Source organism: Cellulophaga sp. HaHaR_3_176 (assembly GCF_019021925.1).
Classification (GTDB): domain Bacteria; phylum Bacteroidota; class Bacteroidia; order Flavobacteriales; family Flavobacteriaceae; genus Cellulophaga.
Genome location: NZ_CP058990.1, coordinates 237,840 through 254,667, shown reverse-complemented (window position 1 = coordinate 254,667; position 16,828 = coordinate 237,840). Strand labels below are relative to the sequence as shown.

Annotated in this window: 14 protein-coding genes; 10 read left to right on the top strand and 4 right to left on the bottom strand. The window is 34.0% G+C overall.

All coding sequences use genetic code 11. The features are described 5' to 3' along the window. Nucleotides 1-3 precede the first annotated feature (3 nt). The 7 genes from H0I23_RS01160 to H0I23_RS16845 all read left to right on the top strand — a co-directional run bounded on the left by H0I23_RS01160 (nucleotide 4) and on the right by H0I23_RS16845 (nucleotide 10,146). Nucleotides 4-1,158, top strand: coding sequence for a gliding motility-associated C-terminal domain-containing protein (locus H0I23_RS01160; protein ID WP_216784648.1), 1,155 nt, complete (start codon nucleotides 4-6; stop codon nucleotides 1,156-1,158). A gap of 266 nt (nucleotides 1,159-1,424) precedes the next feature. Further along, on the top strand, nucleotides 1,425-6,650 hold the full coding sequence (locus H0I23_RS01155) for a hypothetical protein (protein ID WP_216784647.1): 5,226 nt from the start codon (nucleotides 1,425-1,427) through the stop codon (nucleotides 6,648-6,650). A 3-nt stretch (nucleotides 6,651-6,653) separates the two neighbouring features. Further along, nucleotides 6,654-7,811: a gliding motility-associated C-terminal domain-containing protein gene (locus tag H0I23_RS01150; protein ID WP_216784646.1), complete on the top strand. Its 1,158-nt coding sequence runs from the start codon at nucleotides 6,654-6,656 to the stop codon at nucleotides 7,809-7,811. 31 nt (nucleotides 7,812-7,842) lie between these two features. Continuing rightward, nucleotides 7,843-8,304: a GNAT family N-acetyltransferase gene (locus H0I23_RS01145; protein ID WP_216784645.1), complete on the top strand. Its 462-nt coding sequence runs from the start codon at nucleotides 7,843-7,845 to the stop codon at nucleotides 8,302-8,304. Nucleotide 8,305: 1 nt separating this feature from the next. Beyond that, a complete protein-coding gene (locus H0I23_RS01140) occupies nucleotides 8,306-9,046 on the top strand; it encodes a M15 family metallopeptidase (protein ID WP_216784644.1) in 741 nt (246 codons plus the stop codon). Between the two features lie 37 nt (nucleotides 9,047-9,083). Continuing rightward, nucleotides 9,084-9,845 (top strand): M48 family metalloprotease, encoded by a 762-nt coding sequence (locus tag H0I23_RS01135; protein WP_216784643.1) that lies wholly within the window; start codon nucleotides 9,084-9,086, stop codon nucleotides 9,843-9,845. Between the two features lie 133 nt (nucleotides 9,846-9,978). Continuing rightward, a complete protein-coding gene (locus H0I23_RS16845; protein ID WP_371736648.1) occupies nucleotides 9,979-10,146 on the top strand; it encodes a DUF6747 family protein in 168 nt (55 codons plus the stop codon). Nucleotides 10,147-10,252: 106 nt separating this feature from the next. Here the strand turns inward: H0I23_RS16845 and H0I23_RS01130 are convergent, their stop codons facing one another. Further along, a complete protein-coding gene (locus H0I23_RS01130; RefSeq protein ID WP_216784642.1) occupies nucleotides 10,253-10,660 on the bottom strand; it encodes an ankyrin repeat domain-containing protein in 408 nt (135 codons plus the stop codon). A gap of 222 nt (nucleotides 10,661-10,882) precedes the next feature. Here H0I23_RS01130 and gpmI point away from each other — a divergent pair, with 222 nt between their 5' ends. The 3 genes from gpmI to H0I23_RS01115 are packed head-to-tail and all read left to right on the top strand — an operon-like array spanning nucleotide 10,883 to nucleotide 14,059. Continuing rightward, a complete protein-coding gene (gene gpmI, locus H0I23_RS01125) occupies nucleotides 10,883-12,400 on the top strand; it encodes a 2,3-bisphosphoglycerate-independent phosphoglycerate mutase (RefSeq protein ID WP_216784641.1) in 1,518 nt (505 codons plus the stop codon). A 32-nt stretch (nucleotides 12,401-12,432) separates the two neighbouring features. Further along, the gene (gene map / locus H0I23_RS01120; protein WP_216784640.1) at nucleotides 12,433-13,236 is read left to right on the top strand and encodes a type I methionyl aminopeptidase; all 804 of its coding nucleotides are present in this window, start codon (nucleotides 12,433-12,435) and stop codon (nucleotides 13,234-13,236) included. Between the two features lie 58 nt (nucleotides 13,237-13,294). Then, nucleotides 13,295-14,059 (top strand): class I SAM-dependent methyltransferase, encoded by a 765-nt coding sequence (locus H0I23_RS01115; RefSeq protein ID WP_216784639.1) that lies wholly within the window; start codon nucleotides 13,295-13,297, stop codon nucleotides 14,057-14,059. A 1-nt stretch (nucleotide 14,060) separates the two neighbouring features. On the opposite strand, the gene H0I23_RS01110 is transcribed toward H0I23_RS01115, so the two are convergent. The 3 genes from H0I23_RS01110 to nqrF form a co-directional block, all read right to left on the bottom strand. After that, complete coding sequence (locus tag H0I23_RS01110) at nucleotides 14,061-15,110, bottom strand: FAD:protein FMN transferase (protein WP_254073629.1); 1,050 nt, start codon at nucleotides 15,108-15,110, stop codon at nucleotides 14,061-14,063. After that, nucleotides 15,067-15,423, bottom strand: a complete 357-nt coding sequence (locus H0I23_RS01105) for a Na(+)-translocating NADH-quinone reductase subunit F (protein WP_216784638.1) — start codon at nucleotides 15,421-15,423, stop codon at nucleotides 15,067-15,069. Before H0I23_RS01105 ends, H0I23_RS01110 begins: the two co-directional genes overlap by 44 nt. A 95-nt stretch (nucleotides 15,424-15,518) precedes the next feature. Next, on the bottom strand, nucleotides 15,519-16,826 hold the full coding sequence (gene nqrF, locus H0I23_RS01100) for an NADH:ubiquinone reductase (Na(+)-transporting) subunit F (protein WP_216784637.1): 1,308 nt from the start codon (nucleotides 16,824-16,826) through the stop codon (nucleotides 15,519-15,521). Nucleotides 16,827-16,828: the final 2 nt, after the last annotated feature.

Below are 16,828 nucleotides of genomic sequence, written 5' to 3'. Positions count from 1 at the left end.
AAAATGAAAAACTATATTTACATAGTAAGTTTATTGGTTGGTGTTTGGGCAAATGCGCAAACGGCATTGCACCATGCAGGCAATATGCAAATACACGATAATGCCAGTATTGGGTTTCATACCAATTTTATAAACAATGCACCTTTTGATCAAAACTTAGGTTTAGCTGGTTTTTATGGCAATGGATTTTTAAGTGTACAAGGCAGTACCACACCTGTTTTTTATGATTTTGAAATTAATGCTAGATATGGTGTTATATTAAATACATCGGTTAGCGTTGAAAATGCTACAAATTTTGTTTTTGGTGATATTATTACAGATAAATCTTTAGAAGATATTTATTTCGCACAACTAGCAGATGCTTTTTATATTGGCGAGAGTGAAACCTCAAAAGTAGATGGCTATGCATTGGTAACCGATCAGCAAGTATATTCTTTCCCTATCGGAGATGAATTTCAATTGCGCCCTTTAATTTTAAATTCTGAAAGCATAAACCTAATTGCTAAGTGTGCATACTTTTTCGAGAACCCAAATACACCAGAGTCTTTTACAACCTCTTTTTCTACAGAGCAAACAGACCGTCAGTTAGATCTTGTAAATACGAAAGAGTTTTGGAGGTTAGAAGGCAGTGTACCATCTACCATAACCATTTCATGGAATGCACAAAGTGATATTGCAGCACTTACCGAAAAAATAGAAAACCTACTTGTAGTGGGTTGGAACAAGCAAACTAGTGTTTGGGATATTTTAGGAAACACTGCTGTAAGCGGCGATGCCCTTACTGCTGGCATTATTACCTCTGATACATTTACACCCGATGATTATGAGATTTTAACTATCGGAAGTTTATTGGTACCACAAGATAGAATGTTAATTGATAATTTTTACTTATCACCTAACGGCGACGGTATTAATGATGCTTTAGTTATTGAAGAGTTAGAACTATCACCGAACAACAATTTAAAACTGTATGACCGTAATGGTTTACTAGTTTTTCAACAAGAAAATTACACGAATGAGTTTGTAGGTATTTCTAATACCGATAATTTTGTTTTAAATCAAGAATCAGGGTTACCTGCTGGTGTTTACTTTTATATTGTAAAGCTGTTCGATTTAGGTTTCGAATTTCAAGGCTTTTTATACCTCTCACAGCCATAAAGGAGCTTTATTCAATTTTTTCTAAAGTCCTAAAAAAGAACATTTATTTTCTTTTTTAGGACTTTTTTCATGTATCTCCCCCAAAAAAATATCGCCCTTAAAAACCGTTTGACGATGCTTTTTGTTTAACGATAGTTACTTTTCCTACAACAAACGTAAGTACATAACTTACACTTTCGCATATAAAATCGTGAATTTTACAACATTTTATTTCTTTAAAACGGTGTTATCTCCTATTTTCATATAAAAAACACCATTAACCAGCTATGAAAATATTAATTCCCCTCGCTATTGTTGCGTTGTCCATCAACGCATCATATAGTCAAGTAAAAGTCGGAGACAACATCAATACTATTGATGCAAACTCTATTCTAGAACTTGAAAGTAATTCTAAAGTACTTGTTGTAACCCGTTTAACAACTATTCAAATGAATGCTATTTCACCTATTAACGGTGCTATAGTGTACAATTTAGATGAGAATTGTTTATTCCAATACCGAAGTAATGCATGGAACAGCCTTTGTGTAGATGTTATTGGCGGGCAAACCGTAACAACTATCGCTGATAATAACGATGGTACTTTTAGTTACAGTAATGAAGACAATACTACTGTTAATATAAATAAGGCAAGCTTATTAAATAATAATGATGGTACATACTCTTTTTCAAACGGAGCTTCATCTATATTAATAGATACAAATGCAAGCACAAACCCGTACGATAATTCAATATCTGGTTTACCTGCTATTACCGTACAAGAAGCTATAGATCAATTAAAAGCTGCAAACGATGCTGATATTTTAGCCTTGCAGAATAATAAGGAAGATACCGCAAATAAATCTACCGATGGTACATTAATAGATAACTCTGACACCGATTTCCCAACAGAGCAAGCCGTAAAAACATATGTTGATAGTCAAGTAAATTCAGTGGCACAAGATGATGATATTACGAGTGCTACTTTAGATACGCCTACCAGTGTTTTAACAATTAACGAAGGTACAACTGCTGTTACTGTAAATTTATCAGACTTAGAAGAATCTGCTGCTATTGCGGCAGAAACCACACGAGCAACGGCAGCTGAACAAGCAAATACTGATGCTATAACCGCAGAAACAGCAAGAGCTACCGCAGCTGAACAAGCAAATGAAGATGCTATTACTGCAGAAACGGCAAGAGCAACAGCGGCTGAAGATGCTAACGAAGATGCTATAACCGCAGAAACGGCAAGAGCAACAGCGGCTGAAGATGCTAACGAATCTAATATTATTTTAAACGATGCTGATATTTTAGCATTACAAACAGATAAAGAAGATACTGCAAACAAATCTACCGACGGTACTTTAATAGATAATTCTGATACCGATTTCCCCACAGAGCAAGCCGTAAAAACATATGTTGACACTCAAGTAAGTGAAATAAACACCCTTGCAAACGGATCTATTTATATAGGTGATAATACAAATACCGCACAAGAGGTTGTTGTTAATGGTGATGCCACACTTACAAATACAGGGCTTTTAACAATAGAAGATGATGCTGTAAATGCCGAAAAAATAAATGCCGACATTGCTGGTATTGGTATCACTCAAAATATAGCGACAGGTGCACTCGATGTAGATGCATTAGATATTACAAATGTGATTACTAACGGTCATGAAATTGCTAGAGTTATAGAAGCTGATGGCACGACTGTACAAATTCAAGAAACAATAACTTCTTTAACCGAAGTACCTGGCTCAGAGTCTACTTTACGTTTTACAAACGAAAATGGTGCTTTTAGTGATGTATCTAATATTGTACGTAGTGTAAATGGAGTTTCTCCTGCTGCAAACGGTAATGTTGCCGTAATACTTTCTAGTACCTCAACAGGTATAGAAGCAGACAGACCTGTAACTGCAAATGAATCTGATATTTATATTGTTTCTGGTGAAGTTGCTCCGAATGCAGACCGTAATGGAGTTGCTTTTATTTATGATGACCCAAATGGATGGCAAGAAGTTACAACTGATTTATCGACTAGTGATGCTCGTTATGTAAATGTAAATGGCGATGCTATGGTCGGACCTTTAGCTATGGGTAATTTTACGATCAGCTCAGTTGCTGACCCTGCAAACCCACAAGATGCAGCTACAAAAAATTATGTAGATACAGAGCTTGCTGCAATTGCTCAAGATGATGATATTACGGGTGCTACATTAAATGCCGTAAATAGTGTTTTAACCATTAATGAAGGTACAACTGCAATACCCGTAAACTTATCTGATTTAGAAGAATCTGCTGATATTGCTGCTGAAACGGCAAGAGCAACGGCAGCCGAACAAGCAAATGAAGATGCTATTACCGCAGAAACTGCAAGAGCTATTGCTGCTGAAGACGCTAATGAAGCAAACATCGTTTTAAATGATGCTGATATTTTAGCATTACAAACAGATAAAGAAGACACTGCAAACAAATCTACAGACGGAACTTTAATAGATAACTCTGATACTGATTTTCCAACGGAACAAGCTGTAAAAACATATGTTGATGCTCAAGTTGGTGCAATTGCACAAGATGATGATATTACAGGTGCTGCTTTAAATGCAAGCACTAGCGTTTTAACCATAAGTGAAGGCGGTACTGATGTTACCGTTAACTTATCTGACTTAGAAGAATCTGCTGATATTGCTGCAGAAACTGCAAGAGCTATTGCTGCTGAAGACGCTAATGAAGCAAACATCGTTTTAAATGATGCTGATATTTTAGCATTACAAACAGATAAAGAAGACACTGCAAACAAATCTACAGACGGAACTTTAATAGATAACTCTGATACTGATTTCCCAACGGAACAAGCTGTAAAAACATATGTTGATACTCAAGTTGGTGCAATTGCGCAAGATGATGATATTACAGGTGCTGCGTTAAATGCAAGTACTAGCGTTTTAACCATAAGTGAAGGCGGTACTGATGTTACCGTTAACCTATCTGACTTAGAAGAATCTGCTGATATTGCTGCTGAAACGGCAAGAGCAACGGCAGCCGAACAAGCAAATGAAGATGCTATTACCGCAGAAACTGCAAGAGCTATTGCTGCTGAAGACGCTAATGAAGCAAACATTGTTTTAAATGATGCTGATATTTTAGCATTACAAACAGATAAAGAAGACACTGCAAACAAATCTACAGACATTACTTTAGCAGACGCTACCAATGTAAAATTCCCGACCGAATTAGCCGTAAAAACATATGTTGATAATCAATTCAATGCAATTGCACAAGATGATGATATTACAGGTGCTGTTTTAAACGGATCGAGTTTACTTACTATTTTTGAAGGAACAAGTGAAATAAGCGTTAACCTATCTGACTTAGAAGAATCTGCTGAAATTGCTGCTGAAACGACAAGAGCAACGGCGGCCGAACAAGCAAATGAAGATGCTATTACCGCAGAAACAGCAAGAGCTATTGCTGCTGAAGACGCTAATGAAGCAAATATTGTTTTAAATGATGCTGATATTTTAGCATTACAAACAGATAAAGAAGATACTGCAAACAAATCTACAGACGGAACTTTAATAGATAACTCTGATACTGATTTCCCAACGGAGCAAGCTGTAAAAACCTATGTTGATGCTCAAGTGGCAGCAACGAATACATTAACCAACGGATCTATTTTTATTGGTAGCGGTGCAAATACAGCTCAAGAAGCTGTTATTTCTGGTGATGCCACTATCACAAATACCGGTGTTTTAAGTATTACTGATGATACCGTTACTGCTGCTAAAATTAATGCAGATGTTGCAGGAACAGGCCTTTCGCAAAATGGAGTTACAGGAGCATTAGAAGTAGACGCTCTTGAAGTTACCGATGTAATTGCAGGAAATAGAATAGCTACAATAACCGAAACAAATGGAACTAGTGTCGAAATAGACGAGACAATAACAGTATTAAGTGATATTCCTGGTTCAGAAGGCACACTTAGGTTTACAAATGAAGCTGGCGGATTTAATGATATTACTAGTATTGTAAGAAGTGTAAATGGCGTTGTACCTGCTGCAAATGGTAACGTAGCTGTTATACTATCAAGTACAAGCACAGGTTTAGAAGCTAATTTACCAGTTACAGCAGTCGATTCTGACATCTATATTGTTTCAGGAGAAGTTGCCCCGAATGCAGATAGAAACGGTGTTGCTTTTATATTTGACGATGCTACTGGTTGGCAAGAAGTTACTACTGACATATCTACTAATGATGCGCGATATGTAAACGTAAATGGCGATGCCATGTTAGGTCCTTTATCAATGGGTAATTTTAATATCACAGATTTAAATGACCCAACAAATGCACAAGATGCTGCTACAAAAAATTATGTAGATGCATTGGCTAGCGGTAATTTAACATCTAGTGATATAAACGTAACAGGTGGTGCAAATTCAACATTTACAAACGTGAGTTTAGAAATTGCTGATAATGCCATAACTACTGCTAAAATTGCAGATGGCACTATTACTACTATTGACCTTAACGATAATGCAGTTACCACTGCTAAAATTAGCGATGCAAATATAACTACTGCTAAAATTACACCTGGTAACACAAACCAATCTTTAGTAACTGATAATTCAGGAACCGTAAGCTGGGTTGATAATAGCAGCCTTAACCATTCTGGCACAACAGGATCTGTATTTTTTGCAGGTGCTGGAGGAGAACCAACAGAAGATAACGACGAATTATTTTGGGACAGTGCAAACAGAAGGTTAGGAATTGGAACTGAAACCCCTACTCATAAATTACAAGTATCTGGTCAAGTCAGAGCTACATCATTTGCAAATGCTGATGGTACTGCTAACGGACCTGCTTATAGGTTTAATAGCGATAGCAATACAGGTATATATAGTGATGGCGCTGATAAAATCGGTATTAGTACTGGTGGTACAGAAGCTTTAATAATCGATGCTTCACAAAATGTTGGTATTGGTATAAATACCCCTGATGAAAGTTTACATATTGCAAACAATATGCGTTTAGATGGTAGTTTTGAAGATAAAGATGGTGATGCTGGAACAAGTGGTCAAGTATTAAGCTCTACAGCAACAGGCACCGATTGGGTAGACCCTGCCCCTGCTGCTACAGTTAGTGCAGATGCAAACAATAGTATTAGCGCTGGTTCTGATGCTGGAATATTTTATGAAAGTCCGATTAAAGCCTTTGCTAAAATTTCTTCATCAGGTATCATTATAAAAGGAACAAGTGGAATTACGATTACAAAACTTACAGGTAATGGCCATTACAGAGTAACATTACCTACTGGTATTACTTCCGATTCTAACTACATTATTCAATTATCACAACCAGGCCGTGGCGGAGTTGGTAATGATGATCCTGGTATTTCATATAATAGTCAAACAACAACAAGTTTTGAGGTTATTATTGGAGACAACGATAACGGAGGTACTGATAGAGACCGTTACGATTCTGAATTTATGTTCACCGTTTTAGATCTATAAGCCATGAGAAAATCGATCTATTTAAAACTCGTATTTGCCCCCTTATTTTTGGGCTGCACTCTTTTATTTGCCCAAGAAGAAACACAAAATTTTGGTGCTTTAAAAATACACGAAAGCGGAGCCATTGGTTTTCATGAAAATTTAATAAACAATGGCTCTTTTGATGACAATTTAGGTATAGCTGGTTTTTTTAATGATGACGATTTAACAATATCAGGCGCATTCAGACCTATTTTTAACGATGTAGAAATTATAGTTGACAACCACCTTTATTTAGAAATAGGTGTGGGTATTAAAAACAACAGTAATTTTGTTATTGGGAATGTTGTTACTCCAAGAAACCTATTAGACATAAATTTTGATTATATAAATAATGCATTTTATACAGGCGAAAATAACGCTTCAAAAATAGACGGTTATGCCGCTATTGCTAATAAGCAAAATTTTGTTTTTCCTATTGGAAATGAATTCAAAATTAGACCTTTAGAATTAAATTCAGATGCTTTAAATTCAGATGCAAAAGCAGCTTATTTTTATGAAAATCCAGAATCACCTTCTACATTTAACACAAGCTTTAATACCGAAAATAAAGATCTTATTTTATTACGAATAAGCGCTTTTGAGTTTTGGGACTTAAATAGCGATGTACTTTCTCAAGTAAAATTAACATGGGATACAGATAGTAATATTGAAGAGATTGTAAATGAGGTAAAAGACCTTAGAGTTGTAGGTTGGAATACAGAAATGCAATTATGGGAAGATTTAGGCAATACAAGTTTTAATGGTAATTTTGCTTCTGGCTCATTAACTTCAGCTACTTTTTTACCAAATAATTATTCAATTATTACCTTTGGAGAAAGCTTAAGTACAGAAAGTATTATTCTTGATAATTTTTTACTTACTGCTAATAATGATGGTATTAATGATTTTTTAGTGATTGATGCTATTGCTCTTTCACCAAATAATAGGCTTCAAATATATAACAGATGGGGAAGAGTAGTATACGAAGAGAACGATTATAAAAATTTATTTGCAGGAGAATCGAATAATAATGCAACCATTTCAGCTAGCGAAGGCTTACCTGATGGTGTTTATTATTATATTGTAAATCTGTTTGATATTGATATAACACACCAAGGATATTTGTATCTTTCTCATTAAAAAATAAACTTCATTTTTATTACATACTATAATGTCTAAAAATACCGTTACTAGAATAGTACCTCAATTAATTAGTACTGAAGACACCTATAAAGTCAGGCTTCCTGTGCTTAGAAAAGGAAAACCTATAACGACCTGTTATTTACCAGGTGATGATTTAGAAACAACAATACACTTAGGTGGTTTTTTAGATGATAAATTAATAACTATAGCTTCTTTTTTTGATGCGAATAATGAGCAGTATGATTTAAAAAACGCATACCAATTAAGAGGAATGGCTGTTTTAGAAGACTACCACGGGCGTGGGTTTGGACAGCAACTTTTACTTTTTGGAGAGCAACTTTTGCAAGAAAAAAAAGTAAAAACAATTTGGATGAATGCCAGAGTTAGTGCCTTAGGTTTTTATGAAAAATTAGGCTACCAGACAATTGGTACCGTTTTTGAAGTACCAGGAGTAGGTGAACATTATGTAATGTTTAAAAGTTTTAAATAAAATGAAAAGAAGATCATTCCTTATAAAATCTAGCGCAACAAGTTTAGCTCTTGCGTTAACACCATCCCTTTTTGCAAATTACCAAGATCAAGAAATTGAATACTCCATACTTGAACTAATGGGTAAAGCTGATATTGACCTATATGGCAAAGGGTATAGTTTAAGAAAAGAAGCTCATGAAGCATTTGTTGAAATGAGAAAAGCAGCTTATACTGGCGGTGTAGATCTTAAAATTGTTTCGAGCTTTAGAAGCTTTGATAGACAACAGCTTATTTTTGAGAGAAAATTTCAGAAATATACTGATGGAGGAATGTTACCATTAAAAGCTATTGAAAAAATTATAGAATATTCTACCATACCAGGTACAAGTAGGCACCATTGGGGTACTGACATTGATGTAATTGACGGTTACCAAAAAGTAAGTGGTGATGTACTGGTTCCTTCAAAATATGGAGAAGGGCAACCCTTCGAGAATTTTAAAAAATGGATGGATGAAAACGCTGAAAAATTCGGATTTCATTTAGTGTATACTGACCACCCAAAAAGAAGAGGTTTCAAATATGAACCTTGGCATTACAGCTATGCTCCTATATCAATACCAATGTTAGAAACTTTTAGAAGCAAAAACCTTTTAGGCATTTACAAAACTGAAGATTTTTTAGGGAGTGAACATTTTACTTCTGGCTTTTTAAGAAACTATATCATTGATAACATTTTAGACATAAATCCGAAATTATTGTAAGCTTTTTGTACATTAGAAACCTCTAAACACACTAACCATGAAAAGAGGCAATTGGAAAATCAGAATTTTTATTGGGCTTGCAATTGTTGCTTTTGCTTTTATTCAGCGATGTAATAATAGTGAGAAAAACCCATATACAGATAGGGTTCAGAACATAAATATGAGTTCTGATCAAGAAATTGCTATTGGTCTGCAAAGCAAACCTGAAATCACACAACAATACGGCGGTTTATACCCTGACCAAAAACTACAATCTTTTGTAGATGCTGTGGGTAACAAACTTATTAATAATAGTATTGCTAAAGACACTCCATATAAATACGAGTTTCATTTATTAGCAGACGCAAATACGATAAATGCATTTGCATTACCTGGTGGGCAAATTTTCATTACTTACGCACTATATTCTCAATTAAACGAAGCGCAACTAGCAGGAGTTTTAGGCCATGAAATTGGCCATGTAATTGGTAGACATTCTGCCGAAAGAATAGCTGATGGTAGTTTCTGGCAAACTATATCAATGGGTGCAACGGTTGGTGCAGACGCTGGAGGCATTGTTGGTAGTATCGGACAAAACACATTACTTAAAAATGGTAGAGGTGATGAATTAGAAAGTGATGATTTAGGCGTTTTATTTATGATAAACTCTGGCTACGACCCTTATGAGATGATTAAAGTGATGGAAATTTTAAAAGCTGCAGGAGGCCCTAATAGAGTTCCTGAATTTCAAAGCTCTCACCCAGATCCAGAGAATAGAATCGAGAAAATTAAAGATGCTATTATAAAATACCAAAACTAACAAACGTGTATTTCATCTAATAAATTTAGAATTTATCGAATATATATAATAATTTACTAACTTTGCAACTCCCAAACTTTTACCTCGTTCAGATAACCATTATAGCTTTGATTAATAATTTAAACGAAACTATATGGGAACACTTTTACATTTCAAAAATGTTTACTTAGAAGCATTCGAAAATTGCAAACCCGCATATCTTGTGGTTTTATTAAAAATTTATTCATTATTTTCTTTAATAATGATATCTATGGCACTCTATGCTTTTTTTTATAGAGCAATAAATGGATTTGAATTTTAAAAAATTTCGCTCTTTTACTTGAACACTAAAAGAATTTGTTTTTAACAAACAAAAAAGCCATCTACATACATTGTAGATGGCTTTTTAAGTACTAATTCAATTTTTTTTACTTCTTGTTTTTCCAGTTTTCTTCGATAATAACAAGTGCTTCATCTGCATTAGCAGCTTCCGCATACTTTTTAATATCCATACCTTTATCACATTTAATTTTAATATTGGCACCATTAGCGATAAGCACTTCTAAAATTTCAGCTTTGTTGTAACGAGCTGCAAAAATAGATGGTGTCATGCCCAACGATTTTTTATTTACATCTTCCCCTAAAGAAATCATACTTTTTACAGCGCCTATATCTCCTTTTAAAATTGCATTACAAAAAGGACTTAAGCCTTCAACTTTATTTGTAATTTTTACAACATGTTCAGGATTTACAGAAGAGTGAATTGTAGGTTTAGCTTCAATAGAATTTGTAAATAAAGTGATTCCGATAACTGCGATTGCGATTGTTTTTTTCATGATTGATGATTTTTAATTGATGATTGTTGTTTTTTGATTACACTTTAATAGACGACGTTGTTTATTTTTTGTTTCAGCAAACTCATTAAATAACATTTTTTTAACATTTTAGTTAAAGTTGAAAATGTAACATTTAAGAACATCATATTAAAAAAAAGATGCTTTATATGTTAGTATATACAGGCATTTCATCTTATTTTTGATACTTAAATAATTAGTCCGATGAATAAGAAAGTAATATTGATGATTTTAGACGGTTGGGGTAAATCTCCAGACCCTAAAGTGTCTGCAATTGCAAACGCAAACACACCTTTTGTAGATGCTATTCAAAAAGAATATTCTAATGCTAACCTATTAACCGATGGTATGAACGTAGGTTTACCTGAAGGACAAATGGGTAATAGCGAGGTAGGGCACATGAATTTAGGTGCAGGTAGAATTGTTTATCAAGATTTAGCCAAAATAAATAAAGCCGTAAAAGAAGACACTTTAAAAAACGAAAAAGTTTTACAAGATGCTTTTACATATGCTAAAGAAAACAACAAACCAGTACACTTTGTTGGCTTATTAAGCGATGGTGGTGTACATAGCCATACATCTCACCTAAAAGGATTAATTAAAGCTACTGAAGCTTATAATTTAGATAAGGTTTTTATCCATGCATTTACAGACGGTAGAGATGTTGATCCTAAAAGCGGGAAAAAATATGTTGAAACTATAAATGAATTTTGTTCTGATAAAAAAGCAAAATTAGCAACCGTAATTGGTCGTTATTATGCAATGGACAGAGATAAAAGATGGGAAAGAGTAAAATTAGCTTATGATTTATTAGTTAATAATTCTGGAACAAAAACAACTGATGTTGCTGCTGAATTACAAAAAAGTTACGATGCAGATGTTACTGATGAATTTATACAGCCTATAGTTGCTACCGATACTGAAGGTACACCTTTAGCTAAAATTGAAAATGGCGATGTTCTTGTTTTCTTTAACTTTAGAACAGACCGTGGTAGAGAGCTTACTGAAGTATTGAGCCAAGTAGATATGCATGAGCAAAACATGCACAAACTTGATTTATACTATGTTACGATGACAAACTACAACGATGCTTATAACAAAGTACATGTTGTTTATGACAAAGCAAATATAGAAGCTACACTTGGTGAGGTTTTATCGAAAGCTGGCAAAAAACAAATACGAATAGCTGAAACTGAAAAGTATCCGCATGTTACCTTCTTTTTTAACGGAGGTAGAGAAGTACCTTTTGATGGTGAGCAGCGTTTATTATGTCCTTCTCCAAAAGTAGCAACATACGATTTGCAACCAGAAATGAGTGCTTATGAAATTAGAGATGCTATTATACCTGAATTAGAAAAAGGAGATGCTGATTTTGTTTGTTTAAATTTCGCTAATCCTGATATGGTTGGCCATACTGGTGTAATGTCTGCAGCGATTAAAGCATGTGAAGTTGTAGATAGTTGTGCTGAAGCAGTGGTAACCGCTGGTTTAAAAAACGGATACACAACTATTGTAATTGCAGACCATGGTAATTGTGATACAATGATAAACCCTGATGGTAGCCCAAATACAGCACACACAACAAACCCTGTTCCTTTAATTCTTGTTGATGCAGATCATATAAAAATTAAAGATGGTGTTTTAGGTGATATTGCACCAACAATATTAAAATTAATGGGCGTTGAGCAACCTGAATTAATGACTCAAAAACCCTTAGTATAAAGATTTAGCAAAAATATTATCTTTGCAGACTTATGATTATAGTAAAAAATAAAGAAGAAATAGAATTAATGCGCGAAAGCGCATTAATCGTTTCAAAGACCTTAGGAATGCTTGCTGGTGAAGTAAAACCAGGAGTAACTACATTACAATTAGATGCACTTGCAGAAACTTTTATAAGAGATCATGGAGCCGTACCTGGATTTTTAGGTTTATACGACTTTCCAAACTCTCTTTGTATGAGTCCTAATGCGCAAGTTGTACATGGTATACCTAACAACAAACCTTTGGAAAATGGTGATATAATTTCAATAGATTGTGGTGCTTTTAAAAATGATTTTCATGGAGATCATGCCTACACTTTTGAAGTTGGTGAAGTTACCCCTGAAGTAAAAAAATTATTGGAGGTTACTAAACAATCCCTTTATGTTGGAATTCGTGAGTTTAAAAACGGAAACCGTGTAGGTGATGTTGGTTATGCAATACAAAAATTCACTGAAGACCATGGGTATGGTGTTGTTAGAGAATTAGTAGGCCACGGTTTAGGGCGTAAAATGCATGAAGATCCTGAAATGCCTAATTATGGCAAAAGAGGTCGTGGTAAAAAATTTATCGAAGGAATGGTTGTTGCCATTGAACCAATGACAAATTTAGGCACACAAAGAATAAAGCAATTAAAAGATGGTTGGACTATACTAACTGCTGATGGCAAGCCAAGTGCACATTTTGAGCATGATGTTGCTTTAGTAAATGGGAAACCTGAACTTTTATCTACTTTCAAATATATTTATGATGCTTTAGGTATTACGAGTACTGAAGAGGATGAATTTAGACAATAGCCTTTTTTATATTAATTAATATTTACTAATTCCATTAGTATTCTGGAATTTATAAGGAATGAAAAAGCTATTTAAACATATTCTCAATGCCGTACCTAGACCATTACTTATAAAACTAAGTTATGTTGCTAGGCCTGCACTTGCTTTTTATATGCGAGGTAAAACATATACAGACCCTATAGACGGAAGAAGCTTTAAGAGCTTTCTTCCGTATGGGTATGAAAGCCCTAGAGATAATGTACTTTCTCCTTCTACCCTATCACTTGAAAGACATCGTTTACTTTGGTTGTATTTAAAGAACGAAACAAACTTCTTCACAAAAGAGCATAGCTTATTACATTTTGCGCCCGAACAAGCATTTTATAAGCGTTTTAAGAAGCTTAATAACATCACCTATACAACTACAGATTTAAACTCTCCTTTAGCTGATGTGAAGGCAGATATTTGCAACCTACCCTTTTCTGATAATTCGTTTGATATTATTTTTTGTAATCATGTGTTAGAACATATACCTGATGACACAAAAGCAATGGAAGAAATGTATCGTATATTAAAACCTGGTGGATGGGGAATATTTCAAATACCACAAGATTTAAATAGAGAACATACTTTTGAAGATGACTCTATAACAGATAAAAAAGAACGCGCTAAAATATTTGGTCAATATGATCACGTTCGTATTTACGGAAAAGATTATTTTGATAAGCTTAGATCAATCGGTTTTAAGGTAGAAGAAGTTGATTACACAGCCAAACTACCTTTAAAAGAAGTTGACAATTATAGGTTAGCAAAAGGAGAAATTATTCCTTTAGTAAGAAAATAAGTTACTCCATTATTATTTTACTAAAACCATCGGTAGAAAAGCGTCTTGTCTCTCCATTTACACTTATATAAATAAAATAAGCTTCAATACCAGTCTCCTTAGAAAGTAACTCCATAGATTCATCTAAATCCATCGCCATAAAAGATGTCGCATAAGCATCTGCTTCTGCACAAGAGTTCGCCAATACTGTCACTCCTAAAACATTAGAATTTTTAGTATACCCCGTCAACGGATCTACAGTATGTACAAACTTTTTACCTGTAAGCGGGTCTACTCTAAAATGCCTGTAATTACCTGAAGAAGCTAAAGCTTTGTTATTTAAAGTTATTTTAGCTGCAGGTATAGATCTATCCATCCCTTGAGGATCATCAATACCTACTATAAAAGGTTTTTGTTTTTTAACATTAATACCTTTAGCTGTAAGCTCACCTCCTACTTCTATTAAAAAATTTTCAATACCGTGTTTTTCTAAATACACTCCTAAACGATCTACCGCATAACCTTTAGCTATTGCATTAAAATCGAAATGAATATTAGAATGTGCTTTTTTTATAGTGTTGTTATTCTGCAATTGAACTTTATTGAACCCAACATACTCTAACAAACTATCTACTCTTATGCTATCTAAATTAATTTCTTTACCAGGTCCAAAACCCCAAGCATTTATTAAAACGCCAACTGTAGGATCGAAATAACCTTTTGTTTTAGCATTAATGTCTTTAGAAAGATTAAAAACTTCTTGAAACATATGATCTACAACAATTGTAGAATCGCCTGCATTAATTTTAGAAATATCAGATGAAGGAATATAAGTAGACATTGATTGATTTATCGCTACAAATATAGAATCTACATTTTTTTGAATATCTCTTGGTACAGAATCGTAAAATACGATTGAATATGTAGTACCCAAAGCAGATCCAGAAACTCGATTTTCAACAAGCCCATCTTTATCACAAGAGAATAGAGGTAAGGAAATAAAAGTTAAAACTATAAGTTTTAATAAGTTAAATTTTAATAAGCCCATCATAATCAACAATATATTCTTCATTTAAACACACTGGTTTATTATAATCTTTAGCATTTACTAACCCTACGCCACCGTAAAAAGTATCTGCTTCAAATTTTAATGCGTGTTCTTTCATTTTCATTAAACTATCCATTTCCATATCTTTTGGATCATTAGGATAGGTAATACATTTAACCACTACAAAATGCAACTTTTTATCCTTAAGACATACAAATTGTGGATTTTTTTTTAACTCACTATTTACAGCCATAAACTCGTAACCAGCAGCTTCTAATTGCTTTCCAACAATATTCATTGCTAAGTTATGTAATTCTTGTTCTGATAATACTTTCATCGTTTTAAAACATTAAAAAAACCGATATTATAAATATATCGGTTTTTTTATTATTTGTATTTTAAATCTATTGATTTTATGTTACTATTTTGGTTTTACCCTCCAAAGTCATCAAATCTAATATGTTCATCTGGAATACCAAAATCTTCTCCCATTTTTTGAACAGCTTTGTTCATTAATGGTGGTCCACAGAAATATAATTCTATATCTTCTGGAGACTCATGTAAGCTTAAATAATTGTCAATAACACAATTATGAATAAAGCCGACAAAACCATCACCAGGAGCATCTACAGTTTCTTTTACTTTCCAATTATCTTCAGGCATAGGCTCTGAAAGTGCTAAATAGAATTTAAAGTTTGGAAATTCTTTTTCCAATTCGTAAAAATGATCTAAATAGAATAATTCACGTTTAGAACGTCCACCGTACCAATAAGTAACTTTTCTACCGGTTTTTAAGGTTTTGAATAAATGATATAAATGAGAACGCATTGGCGCCATACCTGCACCACCACCTACGTAAAGCATTTCAGAATCAGACTCATTAATGAAAAATTCACCATAAGGACCTGAAATTACAACATCATCACCTTTCTTTAAATTAAAGATATAAGAAGATGCTACACCAGGATTTACATCCATCCATCCGTTTTTAGATCTATCCCAAGGTGGAGTAGCAATACGAACGTTAAGCATAATCTCACGACCTTCTGCAGGGAAAGAAGCCATAGAATATGCTCTTTCAACAGTTTCAGGATTTTTCATTACTAATGGCCATAAATTGAATTTATCCCATTCAGCTTGAAATTTATCTGGAGTTTCGTGTTCTTCAGGGTGTGCCGTAATATCAATATCTGCATATTTAACTTCACATTCAGGAATTTCAATTTGAATATACCCACCTGCTTTGTAACCCATATCTTCAGGAATTTCAACAACAAATTCCTTAATAAAAGAAGCAACATTATAATTACGAACAACTTTTCCGTTCCATTTTTTGATACCAAAAACTTCTTCAGGAATAGTAATTTCCATGTCTTGCTTTACTTTCACTTGACAAGACAAACGTGCTCCGTGAAGCAATTCTTTTCTTGAAAAGTGAGGTGTTTCAGTTGGTAATGCTTCTCCACCACCCGAAAGTACGTGACATTCACACTGAATACATGTTCCACCACCACCACATGCTGATGGTAAAAATATTTTTTGATTTCCTAATGTTGAAAGCAATGATCCACCAGAACCAACTTCAATTTTCTTTTCACCATTAATAGTAATAGTTACCGGACCAGAAGGTGATAATTTTTCTTTAGTAAATAGCAAAAGGGCAACTAATGCTAACAAAAGAATCATAAACGCGACAACTGTTATTACTATGGTTCCGCCTGTACTTGTAGCTAAAATCATTC

What these genes read in the sequence shown, in the direction of transcription:
- H0I23_RS01160 (WP_216784648.1), top strand. Translation starts at nt 4, where the DNA reads ATGAAAAACTATATTTACATAGTAAGTTTATTGGTTGGTGTTTGGGCA.
- H0I23_RS01155 (WP_216784647.1), top strand. Translation starts at nt 1,425, where the DNA reads ATGAAAATATTAATTCCCCTCGCTATTGTTGCGTTGTCCATCAACGCA.
- H0I23_RS01150 (WP_216784646.1), top strand. Translation starts at nt 6,654, where the DNA reads ATGAGAAAATCGATCTATTTAAAACTCGTATTTGCCCCCTTATTTTTG.
- H0I23_RS01145 (WP_216784645.1), top strand. Translation starts at nt 7,843, where the DNA reads ATGTCTAAAAATACCGTTACTAGAATAGTACCTCAATTAATTAGTACT.
- H0I23_RS01140 (WP_216784644.1), top strand. Translation starts at nt 8,306, where the DNA reads ATGAAAAGAAGATCATTCCTTATAAAATCTAGCGCAACAAGTTTAGCT.
- H0I23_RS01135 (WP_216784643.1), top strand. Translation starts at nt 9,084, where the DNA reads ATGAAAAGAGGCAATTGGAAAATCAGAATTTTTATTGGGCTTGCAATT.
- H0I23_RS16845 (WP_371736648.1), top strand. Translation starts at nt 9,979, where the DNA reads ATGGGAACACTTTTACATTTCAAAAATGTTTACTTAGAAGCATTCGAA.
- H0I23_RS01130 (WP_216784642.1), bottom strand. Translation starts at nt 10,660, where the DNA reads ATGAAAAAAACAATCGCAATCGCAGTTATCGGAATCACTTTATTTACA.
- gpmI (WP_216784641.1), top strand. Translation starts at nt 10,883, where the DNA reads ATGAATAAGAAAGTAATATTGATGATTTTAGACGGTTGGGGTAAATCT.
- map (WP_216784640.1), top strand. Translation starts at nt 12,433, where the DNA reads ATGATTATAGTAAAAAATAAAGAAGAAATAGAATTAATGCGCGAAAGC.
- H0I23_RS01115 (WP_216784639.1), top strand. Translation starts at nt 13,295, where the DNA reads ATGAAAAAGCTATTTAAACATATTCTCAATGCCGTACCTAGACCATTA.
- H0I23_RS01110 (WP_254073629.1), bottom strand. Translation starts at nt 15,110, where the DNA reads ATGAAGAATATATTGTTGATTATGATGGGCTTATTAAAATTTAACTTA.
- H0I23_RS01105 (WP_216784638.1), bottom strand. Translation starts at nt 15,423, where the DNA reads ATGAAAGTATTATCAGAACAAGAATTACATAACTTAGCAATGAATATT.
- nqrF (WP_216784637.1), bottom strand. Translation starts at nt 16,826, where the DNA reads ATGATTTTAGCTACAAGTACAGGCGGAACCATAGTAATAACAGTTGTC.